General features: G+C 71.6%; 5 protein-coding genes. All 5 read left to right on the top strand.

Translation table 11 applies throughout. The annotated features are described in order from the left end of the window. Positions 1-217 precede the first annotated feature (217 nt). The 5 genes from ACFV9H_RS27985 to ACFV9H_RS27965 all read left to right on the top strand — a co-directional run bounded on the left by ACFV9H_RS27985 (position 218) and on the right by ACFV9H_RS27965 (position 7740). On the top strand, positions 218-1663 hold the full coding sequence (locus ACFV9H_RS27985; RefSeq protein ID WP_385403349.1) for an aldehyde dehydrogenase family protein: 1446 nt from the start codon (positions 218-220) through the stop codon (positions 1661-1663). A 152-nt stretch (positions 1664-1815) separates the two neighbouring features. Beyond that, a complete protein-coding gene (locus ACFV9H_RS27980) occupies positions 1816-3768 on the top strand; it encodes an acyl-CoA dehydrogenase family protein (protein ID WP_385403347.1) in 1953 nt (650 codons plus the stop codon). A 95-nt stretch (positions 3769-3863) separates the two neighbouring features. Then, complete coding sequence (locus tag ACFV9H_RS27975; protein ID WP_385403345.1) at positions 3864-5168, top strand: hypothetical protein; 1305 nt, start codon at positions 3864-3866, stop codon at positions 5166-5168. 20 nt (positions 5169-5188) lie between these two features. Then, positions 5189-6442, top strand: a complete 1254-nt coding sequence (dxr, locus tag ACFV9H_RS27970; RefSeq protein WP_385403343.1) for a 1-deoxy-D-xylulose-5-phosphate reductoisomerase — start codon at positions 5189-5191, stop codon at positions 6440-6442. After that, positions 6439-7740 carry a M50 family metallopeptidase gene (locus tag ACFV9H_RS27965; RefSeq protein WP_385403341.1) on the top strand — a complete coding sequence of 434 codons (1302 nt, stop codon included), beginning with the start codon at positions 6439-6441 and terminating at the stop codon, positions 7738-7740. The genes dxr and ACFV9H_RS27965 overlap by 4 nt, the downstream gene beginning before the upstream one ends. Positions 7741-7848 lie beyond the last annotated feature (108 nt).

The raw sequence follows: 7848 nt of genomic DNA, 5'->3' as shown, positions 1-7848 counted from the left end.
GGGCTGGATTTGACCGGAGGGCAATTCAGCCCCGCCGGCGTTTGAGGCGCGGGGTCCGGGGCGGAGCCCCAGCAACGGATCCGCGGGTACGACAGTGACAAAGCGGCGAAGCCCGACGGCCCGCCGCTCCACGAGGGATAAACGCCGAATCACCGACGGAGTCCTACGGTGGAGGGGACAAGGACCCCACCGCACACTCCGAAGGGCCGGGATTCGCATGACTTCCACCCACGCCTTCTGGCTCGCCGGCCGCCAGGCCTCCGGCGAGGACAGCTTCGACGTCCACTCCCCGTGGGACGGACGCCTCGTCGGCACCGTCAGCGTGCCCACCGACGCGCAGGTCGAAGAGGCCGTGGCCGCGGCGTACGCCGTGACGGCGGAGTTCTCCGCGACCCCCGCCCACGTACGGGCCGCCGCCCTGGACCACGTGTCCAAGCGGCTCGTCGAGCGCACCGAGGAGATCGCCCAGCTGATCTCCGCCGAGAACGGCAAGCCCATCAAGTGGGCCCGCGGTGAGGTCGGCCGTGCGGTGTCCGTGTTCCGCTTCGCCGCCGAAGAGGCCCGCCGCTTCAACGGCGGAGACGCCCAGCGCCTCGACACCGACGCCGGTGGCGTCGGCCGTCTCGCCCTGACCCGCCGCTTCGTCAAGGGTCCGGTCCTCGGCATCGCGCCGTTCAACTTCCCGCTGAACCTGTGCGCCCACAAGGTGGCCCCCGCCATCGCCGTCGGCGCGCCGATCATCCTCAAGCCCGCCCCGGCCACGCCGCTGTCCGGGCTGATCCTGGGCGAGCTGCTCGCCGAGACCGACCTCCCGGCCGGTTCCTGGTCGGTCCTGCCGGTCGCGAACGACAAGATGCCGGCCCTGGTCAAGGACGAGCGACTGCCCGTCATCTCCTTCACCGGTTCCGACACCGTCGGTTACGCCATCCAGCAGTCGGTGCCCCACAAGCACTGCACCCTGGAGCTCGGTGGCAACGCCGCGGCCGTCGTCCTGGACGACTGGTCCTCCGAGGCCGACCTCGACTGGGCCGCGACCCGTATCGCGACCTTCTCGAACTACCAGGCCGGCCAGTCCTGCATCTCCGTGCAGCGCGTGATCGCCGACGCCTCCGTCTACGACCGCCTCGTCGAGAAGGTCGTCTCGAAGGTCCAGGCGCAGGTCACCGGCGACCCGTCCGACTCCGCCACCGACGTCGGCCCCCTCGTCTCCGAGGACGCCGCCAAGCGTGTCGAGTCCTGGGTCGAAGAGGCCGTGTCCGCGGGAGCCAAGCTCCTCACCGGCGGCAAGCGCGAGGGTGCCGCGTACGAGCCCACCGTCATCGCGCACGTCCCGGACGGCGTGAAGCTCGCCACCGAGGAGGTCTTCGGACCGGTCCTGACGCTGCTGAAGGTCGAGAACACCGACGAGGCGTTCGCCGCCGTCAACGACTCGAAGTTCGGCCTGCAGACGGGCGTCTTCACCCGCAACGTCCAGACCGCGTTCCGCGCCCACCGCGAGCTCGAGGTCGGCGGTGTGATCATCGGCGACGCGCCGTCCTACCGCGCCGACCAGATGCCGTACGGCGGCGTCAAGCAGTCCGGTGTGGGCCGCGAGGGCGTCCGCTACGCGATGGACGACTACACGTACGAGCGAGTCCTGGTCCTGACCGGCCTCGACATCTGATCTCGTACGGCCATAAAGCCGACGGCCGGAGCCTACTGTGCGGGGGCTCCGGCCGTCCTTCTTTTCCCCGCGGCCCGAAACGGGTACGACTCACAGGTAGCACCGGCCGGTAGGCCGGTTCCACCGACTCCGGCGGCGAGGTGAGCCCGCTCATGTCCGCAACACAGCCCGCACGGCCCGTACCGCCCAAGGTGACCGAACGCGAGGCACGACAGGTCGCGGAAGCGGCCCGGGAACAGGACTGGCGCAAGCCCAGCTTCGCCAAGGAACTCTTCCTCGGCCGGTTCCGCCTCGACCTGATCCATCCCCACCCGCTCCCCGCCGACGAGGACGTTCGGCGCGGTGAGGCCTTCCTGGCCCGGCTGCGGGAATTCTGCGAGACCTCCATCGACGGCGCCCGCATCGAGCGCGAGGCGAAGATCCCCGACGAGACCGTGCGCGGGCTGAAGGCGCTCGGCGCCCTCGGCATGAAGATCGACCCCAAGTACGGGGGCCTGGGCCTGACCCAGGTCTACTACAACAAGGCACTCGCGCTCGTCGGCTCCGTCAGCCCCGCCATCGGCGCCCTGCTCTCCGCGCACCAGTCGATCGGTGTGCCCCAGCCGCTGAAGATGTTCGGCACGCAGGAGCAGAAGGACGCCTACCTGCCGCGCTGCGCCACCACCGCCATCAGCGCCTTCCTGCTCACCGAGCCGGACGTCGGCTCCGACCCGGCCCGCCTGGCCACCACGGCGGTCCCGGACGGGGAGGACGCGTACGTCCTCGACGGCGTGAAGCTGTGGACCACCAACGGGGTCGTCGCGGACCTGCTCGTCGTGATGGCCCGGGTGCCCAAGAGCGAGGGCCACCGGGGCGGGATCACCGCCTTCGTCGTCGAGGCCGACTCGCCGGGCATCACCGTCGAACACCGCAACGCCTTCATGGGCCTGCGCGGCCTGGAGAACGGCGTCACCCGCTTCCACCAGGTCAGGGTGCCGGCCGACCAGCGCATCGGCGCCGAGGGCGCCGGCCTCAAGATCGCCCTGACCACCCTGAACACCGGCCGGCTGTCACTGCCCGCGATGTGCGTCGGCGCCGGGAAGTGGTGCCTGAAGATCGCCCGGGAGTGGTCCGGAGAACGCGAGCAGTGGGGCCGCCCGGTCGCCCGGCACGAGGCCGTCGGCGCCAAGATCTCCTTCATCGCCGCCACCACCTTCGCCCTCGAAGCGGTCGTCGACCTCGCCTCCCAGATGGCCGACGAGGACCGCAACGACATCCGCATCGAGGCCGCCCTCGCCAAGCTCTACGGCTCCGAGATGGCCTGCCTGATGGCCGACGAGCTCGTCCAGATCCGAGGCGGCCGCGGCTTCGAGACCGCCGAGTCCCTCGCCGCCCGCGGCGAACGCGCCGTCCCCGCCGAGCAGATGCTCCGCGACCTGCGCATCAACCGGATCTTCGAAGGCTCGACGGAGATCATGCACCTGCTGATCGCCCGCGAGGCCGTCGACGCCCACCTCTCGGTGGCGGGCGACCTCATCGACCCGGAGAAGGCACTCGGCGACAAGGCGAAGGCGGGCGCCCGCGCCGCCGGGTTCTACGCCCGCTGGCTGCCCAAACTCGCCACCGGCCCCGGCCAGGTCCCCGGCACCTACCGGGCCTTCCACCCCGCCGGCCACCCCGACCTCGCCACCCACCTGCGCTACGTCGAACGCGGCGCCCGCAAACTCGCCCGCTCCACCTTCTACGCGATGTCCCGCTGGCAGGGCCGGATGGAGACCAAACAGGGCTTCCTCGGCCGCATCGTCGACATCGGCGCCGAACTCTTCGCGATGAGCGCGGCCTGCGTCCGCGCCGAGCACCTGCGCGCCGCCGGCGAGCACGGCCGCGAGGCCTACCAGCTCGCCGACGCCTTCTGCGAGCAGTCCCGGCTCCGCGTCGAGGAGCTCTTCGGACGGCTCTGGTCCAACACCGACGACCTCGACCGCAAGGTCGTCGCGGGCGTCCTCACCGGCACCTACACCTGGCTGGAGGAAGGGATCATCGACCCCTCCGGAGACGGCCCCTGGATCGCGGACGCCGCCCCCGGCCCCTCCACCCGGAAAAACGTCCACCGTCCCATCCGCTGACCTGCGATCATCGCCGGACGTCGGACAGACGTACGAGGATGAGTGCGTGTACGGATGTCCGTACGCGCACGAGCACGGGCAAGGCGGAGAGAACGATGCCGACGGCCGATGAAGACCGCGCCAGCCGACGGTTGGCCTGGTGCGTGGCGCACGTGCTGCGCCACGCACCGGACCACGTCGTCACCGACCTGATGGGCCGGCTCGACGCGCCGACCCGCAAGTACCTGTGCCGCGACGAGTGGCTGTCGGCCTCCACCGTCACCCTGCTGCTGCGCCACGGCGGCGAGGAGGACCGGCAGTACGTCGCCCGCAACCCCCACGTCGTCGGACGGCCCCTGCCCGGGCTGCCCGGACCGGCGAAGTACGCGGCCCGCCCCGGGCCCTCGCCCGAACTGCTGGCGCAGATCGGCCCCGGGCCGTTCACCACCGACGAGCTGATCGCGCTGCTGCGGCGGCACGGCCGTCGGCTCAAGATCCCCCTCACCCTGCTGCGGATGCCGCACGCCCCCCTCGACACCGAGACGCTGCTCGCCGAGCACGCCCGGGACCCGCTGCCGCCGATCGCGGTCGAGGCCCTGCTGCTGGCCGGCGGCCTGCCCAGACCGGTCGGCCGGGCGCTGCTCGACGCCGGCACCCAGCGCACGGACGGGTACCGCTGGTACCGGCCCGCCGTCCGGGCCGTCCGGATGGGCCTGCTCACCTGCGACGAGCTCGTCGCCCACGTCGCCCCCGCGCGCCGCACCCTGCTGCTCGCTCAGCTCCCCGAGACCAGGGGCCTGCGCTGGGCCCTGCCCGAACGGGCGGGGATGCGGACGGCCGTCTCCCGGGCGCTGCGCCCCCTGCGGGACGACCCCCGGCTCTGGGCGGAGCTGCTCCGCCGCGCCCCCGCCTTCCCCGGCACCCTGCCGGTGCTCGTGGCCCGGATCGTTCGCGGCACGCTGCCCGAGCCCACCGACGAGCCGTACGTCTCCGGGCTCGCCGAGGCGGTGCGCTCCCTGGCCCCGAAGGCGGCCGAACCCGTCGGGGGAGTCGAACGCGAACTGGCCCTGGCGAGCCTCGCGGTGCCCATGGAGTCCGTCGACGAGGACATCCGGTGGGTGCGGGACTGCCTGGCCCGCGGGCTGCTGACCGGCGAGGACATCGTCCGACACAAGGCGCCCGCCTGCTGGGCCCTGGACGAGGACCACTGGCTGGGCGACGTGAACCACCCCGACCGACACGACTGGGCAGCCCCGGTGCTGGCCGCGCGGGCCGAGGCCGACCGGCTGTTCGCCCTGGCCCTCGGCGCCGATCCGGACGCCTGGTGGCGCGTGGCCGTCACGCTCCCGGACTTCGCGGGAACGCTCCCGCACCTCCTCCTGCGCGTCACCGAGGGGGGCTCCGTGTCCGGCCGCTCCTGAGTTCCGGCAACAATGGGGGCATGAGCGACCGCCCAGCCCCCCTCGCCGACCCGCACCTCCTCTTCGACCCCGCGGCCGGCCGCCGGGACATCGTCATCCTCGGGTCCACCGGCTCCATCGGCACCCAGGCCATCGACCTCGCCCTGCGCCACCCCGACCGGTTCCGCGTGACCGCGCTGTCCGCCGCCGGCGGGCGGGTCGGGCTGCTGGCCGAGCAGGCCCGGCTGCTGCGGGTCGAGAAGGTGGCCGTCGCCCGCGAGGACGTCGTACCGGCCCTCAAGGAAGCGCTGAGCGCCCAGTACGGGGCAGCCGAGCCGCTGCCAGAGATCCTGGCCGGTCCCGACGCGGCGACCGAGCTCGCCGCCTCCGAGTGCCACACCGTCCTCAACGGCATCACCGGTTCCATCGGCCTCGCGCCCACCCTCGCCGCGCTGCGCGCGGGCCGCACCCTGGCCCTGGCCAACAAGGAGTCGCTGATCGTCGGCGGCCCGCTGGTCAAGGCCCTCGCGAAGCCCGGCCAGATCATCCCCGTGGACTCCGAGCACGCGGCCCTCTTCCAGGCCCTCGCCGCCGGCACCCGGGCCGATGTGCGCAAGCTCGTGGTCACCGCCTCCGGCGGGCCCTTCCGCGGCCGCACCCGCGCCGAGCTGGCCGGGGTCACCGTCGAGGACGCCCTCGCCCACCCGACCTGGGCCATGGGACCGGTCATCACCATCAACTCGGCGACGCTGGTCAACAAGGGGCTGGAGGTCATCGAGGCGCACCTGCTCTACGACATCCCGTTCGACCGCATCGAGGTCGTCGTGCACCCGCAGTCCTACGTGCACTCGATGGTGGAGTTCACGGACGGTTCCACCCTGGCCCAGGCCACCCCGCCGGACATGCGCGGGCCCATCGCGATCGGTCTCGGCTGGCCCCAGCGCATCCCGGACGCGGCCCCCGCCTTCGACTGGACCAAGGCCTCCACCTGGGAGTTCTACCCGCTGGACACGGAGGCCTTCCCGTCGGTGGGCCTGGCCCGGCACGTGGGCACCCTCGGCGGCACCGCCCCGGCCGTGTTCAACGCCGCCAACGAGGAGTGCGTGGAGGCTTTCCTGGCCGGTCGGCTGCCGTTCACAGCAATCATGGATACGGTCTCTGCCGTGGTCGATGAGCACGGGACGCCGGAGTCGGGAACTTCCCTGACCGTCCAGGACGTCCTTGAAGCGGAGGCCTGGGCCAGGGCCCGGGCGCGGGAGATGGCGGCTCGGGCCGCCGCGGAGGCGCGCGCATGACAGTTCTGATGACGGTGCTCGGGATCGTGGTCTTCTTCGTCGGCCTGCTGGTCTCCATCGCCTGGCACGAGCTGGGGCACCTCTCCACGGCCAAGCTCTTCGGCATCCGCGTGCCGCAGTACATGGTGGGCTTCGGCCCGACCATCTGGTCGCGGAAGAAGGGCGAGACCGAGTACGGGATCAAGGCCATCCCGATGGGCGGCTACATCCGCATGATCGGGATGTTCCCGCCCGGCGAGGACGGCAAGGTCACCGCCCGTTCCACCTCGCCGTTCCGGTCGATGATCGAGGACGCGCGCTCGGCGGCGTACGAGGAGCTCCAGCCCGGCGACGAGAAGCGGCTCTTCTACACGCGCAAGCCGTGGAAGCGCGTGATCGTGATGTTCGCCGGCCCGTTCATGAACCTGGTCCTGGCCGTGGTGATCTTCGTCGCCACCCTGATGACCTTCGGGCTGAACACCCAGACCACGTCGGTCGAAACGGTCTCGGACTGCGTCATCCAGCAGAGCGAGAAGCGCGACAAGTGCCTCCCCGGGGACCCGGCCGCCCCCGCCAAGGCGGCGGGCCTGAAGCCGGGCGACAAGATCATCGCCTTCAACGGCCGCGCGGTGGACGACTGGTCCGCCCTGCAGAAGGACATCCGCGCCACCATCGGCCCCGCCAAGATCACCGTGGAGCGGGCCGGTGAGCGCGTGGACCTCGCGGCGAACCTGATCGAGAACAAGGTCGCCAAGACCGACGGCAACGGCAGCTACGTCAAGGACCAGTACGTCACCGCGGGCTTCCTGGGCTTCACCCCCGCCCCCGGCTACGTCCCGCAGTCCTTCGGCCAGTCCGTCGACCAGATCGGCGAGATGATGCAGGCCGGCGTGCAGTCGCTCGTCGACCTGCCCTCCAAGGTCCCCGACCTGTGGAACGCGGCCTTCAACGGGGCCGAGCGCAAGCAGGACAGCCCGATGGGAGTCGTCGGCGCGGCCCGGGTCAGCGGGGAGATCTTCACCCTCGACATCCCGGCCAGCCACATCCTGGTGTTCTTCCTCAAACTGCTGGCCGGCTTCAACCTCTCGCTGTTCCTGTTCAACATGCTCCCGCTGCTCCCGCTGGACGGCGGGCACATCGCGGGCGCCCTGTGGGAGTCGGTCCGGCGCAACGTCGCGCGGGTCTTCCGGCGTCCCGACCCGGGCCCGTTCGACGTCGCGAAGCTGATGCCCGTCGCATACGTGGTGGCCGGTCTGTTCATCTGCTTCACGCTGCTGGTGATGGTGGCGGACGTGGTGAACCCGATCAAGATCACCTAGCGGGCGCGGTCCGTACGTGACGGATGTGGGGAGCCGGGCACGGATCGTGCCCGGCTCCCTACGTTCGGGTGGCACACCCCCCTCGGATGCGAGGGGCGCGCGGGGTTT

It is taken from the genome of Streptomyces sp. NPDC059874, assembly GCF_042731135.1.
Classification (GTDB): domain Bacteria; phylum Actinomycetota; class Actinomycetes; order Streptomycetales; family Streptomycetaceae; genus Streptomyces.
Note: the sequence above shows the minus strand (reverse complement) of the source record. Positions and strands in the feature narration are given on the sequence as shown.

What these genes read in the sequence shown, in the direction of transcription:
- ACFV9H_RS27985 (WP_385403349.1), top strand. Translation starts at nt 218, where the DNA reads ATGACTTCCACCCACGCCTTCTGGCTCGCCGGCCGCCAGGCCTCCGGC.
- ACFV9H_RS27980 (WP_385403347.1), top strand. Translation starts at nt 1,816, where the DNA reads ATGTCCGCAACACAGCCCGCACGGCCCGTACCGCCCAAGGTGACCGAA.
- ACFV9H_RS27965 (WP_385403341.1), top strand. Translation starts at nt 6,439, where the DNA reads ATGACAGTTCTGATGACGGTGCTCGGGATCGTGGTCTTCTTCGTCGGC.
- ACFV9H_RS27975 (WP_385403345.1), top strand. Translation starts at nt 3,864, where the DNA reads ATGCCGACGGCCGATGAAGACCGCGCCAGCCGACGGTTGGCCTGGTGC.
- dxr (WP_385403343.1), top strand. Translation starts at nt 5,189, where the DNA reads ATGAGCGACCGCCCAGCCCCCCTCGCCGACCCGCACCTCCTCTTCGAC.